The 3,314-nt window shown below is 38.9% G+C and carries 1 protein-coding gene and 1 pseudogene; one reads left to right on the forward strand and one right to left on the reverse strand.

From position 1 onward, the window contains the following. Positions 1-2,763: nitrate reductase subunit alpha (locus AC1DTM_RS20855; protein ID WP_477000778.1), on the reverse strand; the 2,763-nt coding region annotated here is incomplete at its 3' end. 319 nt (positions 2,764-3,082) lie between these two features. Between AC1DTM_RS20855 and AC1DTM_RS20860 the strand changes: the two are divergent. After that, positions 3,083-3,314 (forward strand): annotated as a pseudogene (locus AC1DTM_RS20860) (hypothetical protein); the annotation flags it as partial.

Genomic DNA, 3,314 nt, shown 5'->3' on the forward strand with positions numbered 1-3,314 from the left:
CTTTAATTGCTCATATTCTTTTTCTGCTGACCAAGAAATCCCTTTCGTACCAATCGGTTGTTTTCCGGTATTTGGTCCAAGCGCTGTCATCTTGTCATAAATCGTTTTGTAATCCCTTTCGACAACATGAATTTGCGGCATTGTTTTACCTGGGATCGGTTCACACTCACCTTTGCTCCAATCTTTAATCTTGCCAAGTGGTTGCGCTAATTCTTGCGGTGTATCGTGAAGAAGTGGTGTTGCAACAACTTCTTTCATTGGCTCAAGATCAATTTTCTTCGCTAAATCCGACACAGCTTTAGAAAGAGCGGTGAAAATATCCCAGTCAGAGCGTGCTTCCCACGGTGAACCGATTGCTGGATTAAATGGATGTACAAATGGATGCATATCTGTACTACTTAAATCATGTTTTTCATACCAAGTTGAAGCAGGTAAGACGATATCAGAATAAAGCGCCGTTCCAGCCATACGGAAATCTAAATTAATGAGTAAATCTAACTTCCCTTCAGGTGCATCTTCATGCCACTTAATTTCTTCTGGTCGTAATGAATCACTATCGTCATTCATTAATCCGTTTGTTGTACCTAATAAATGTTTTAAGAAATATTCGTGACCTTTACCGGAACTTGAAATTAAGTTTGCACGCCATACGAATAAGTTACGCGGGAAGTTGTTTTTATTATCTGGATCTTCAATTGCAAATTTCAGTTCTTTTTCTTTTAATTTTTGTGCAACGTATTTTCCGATTTCTTCTTGCGTTGTTGCACCAGCAGCAACAGCTTCTTTATATAATTCAATTCCATTCTTCTCGAATGTTGGATACGAAGGTAACCAGCCAAGTCGTGCCGCTAATACATTGTAATCACCGTGATGTTGATAACGTGAGTTGCCCTCAATTGGTGATGCTAAATGTCCAACAGGTGTATCTTCATAGCGCCATTGATCTGTTACGAAATAGAAGAATGACGTACCGTTTTGTAATTTCGGTGGCCCTTGCCAATCTTTTGCCATTGCGATTGTTTGCCACCCTTCTGCTGGTCGCAGCTTTTCTTGACCAACATAATGTGCCCAACCACCGCCGTTGACACCTTGTGCCCCGACGAGAAGAACAAGATTTAAAACTGCGCGATAAATCGTATCAGAATTAAACCAATGGTTAATACCAGCTCCGACAATAATCATCGAGCGACCATTCGTATCAACTGCATTTTGTGCGAACTCACGAGCAATTTGAATAATAAGTTCTCGCTTTACTCCAGTCATCTTCTCTTGCCATGCAGGTGTAAACGGTACATCATCATTGAAATCTTTCGGTTCCTGCCCGCCAAGCCCTCGGTTCACACCGTAATTTGCTAACGTTAAATCGTATACAGTTGTAACGAACACTTCGCCTTCTTCTGTCATAACTTTTTTCACTGGAATTGTACGTTCTAATACTTTGTTTCCATCATCCGAGAAGTACGGGATTTGTACAGTTTCAACAGCATCTTCCATTCCAAGTAAAGAAAGACGTGGATCAATCTTTTYACCTGTTTGTTCATCTTCTAAACGTAAGTTCCATTTCTTTTCGTTATCCCAACGTGACCCCATAGTTCCCTGAGGTGTTGCAAAATCTTTCGTGTTCTCGTTCCAAAGAACAGGTTTCCATTCTCCTAACTTTGTTTCGCGTCCAATATCAGAAGCATTTAAGAATCGATCAGCAATGAATTGGTCTCCTTTTTGTTTCAATGTGACAAAGAAAGGAAAATCAGTATATTGCTTCGCATACTTTGTGAAGTATTCCACTTGATTATCTACGTAAAATTCTTGTAAGATCACGTGCCCCATTGCCATCGCAAGGGCACCGTCTGTACCTTGCTTCACACTAATCCAATCATCTGCAAACTTTGTAGATTCAGCGAAGTCAGGACTTACAGAAACGACTTTCGTCCCTTTATAACGAACTTCTGCTAAGAAGTGAGCATCTGGCGTTCTCGTCATTGGTACATTTGAACCCCATGTCATAATGTAGCCAGAGTTATACCAGTCACTACTTTCTGGTACATCTGTTTGATCACCCCAAATTTGCGGAGAAGCTGGTGGTAAATCAGCATACCAATCATAAAAGCTAAGCATCGGCCCACCCATAAGTTGCATAAAACGGCTACCTGCAGCGTGACTTAACATCGACATAGCTGGAATTGGTGAAAAACCAACATTGCGGTCTGGACCGTATTTAATTACTGTATAAAGTAAAGAAGCTGAAACAAGTTGTAATACTTCATCCCAATTCGCTCGGATGAATCCGCCTTTACCACGCGCCTGCTTATACTTACGTGCCTTTTCAGGGTTTTCCACAATGCTTTTCCAAGCATCTAATGGTGACTCGTTATTTTGTAGTTCTTCTTGCCACATTTCCCAAAGCACACCACGTACATATGGATATTTCACACGAAGTGGACTATAAATGTACCAAGAAAAGCTCGCTCCACGCGGACATCCTCGTGGTTCAAAATCAGGCATATCAGGACCTGTTGTTGGATAGTTAAGCTCTTGCCCTTCCCATGTTACAATTCCATCTTTCACATAAATGTTCCAGCTACACGAACCAGTACAGTTCACACCGTGTGTAGAACGAATAACTTTATCATGCTGCCAACGTTTTCTGTACACATTTTCCCATTCACGATCTTCATATGTTTCTTGTGTATGATTATCGTTATAACGATCTATTGGTGAAAAATATTTTAAGCGTCTCATTAGTGCTGAAGGTTTCTTCTTCATAGTGTTCACTCCTTTAATACGTCTCTCTTACATACCCTTACTATAAGAGAGGTTGTAAAATACAGATGTGACATTTCGCACAGTTCAAGAGATTGTCATAAATTCCAGTGAAAATATGAAAAAATGAAAATCTAATCATTGTGGGGTTCACATCCTTCACTGACTGTTAAATTTGATATACTTAAATCGTTAGATGTGTTTATAAATGAAAATGCAATACTTTATATCCACTAAACCAAGGGCAACTGTCCTGAAAATAGTTGACCCCACAACGCCAAGAATGGCAGGATTATAAAAGTAATAATAAAAGGAGGATATTATGATATTAGAACCACTTTATGCAGAAAACATTGTAGTAGCCGTCATATATAATAGTGAATTTAGATGGTATGTAACAGATAAAGAACTATGGTTTTTAGATTATAATAAATTAGATAATGCATATAAAAATTTAGGTGTAAGCACTGAAGATAATTACGAAACGGAAGAAAGAAATGGAATAAAAGTATTAGATAATGAAAATATAGAGGTGTTTTTACAAAGGATTAATA

Source organism: Bacillus sp. P4_D3 (assembly GCF_056401855.1).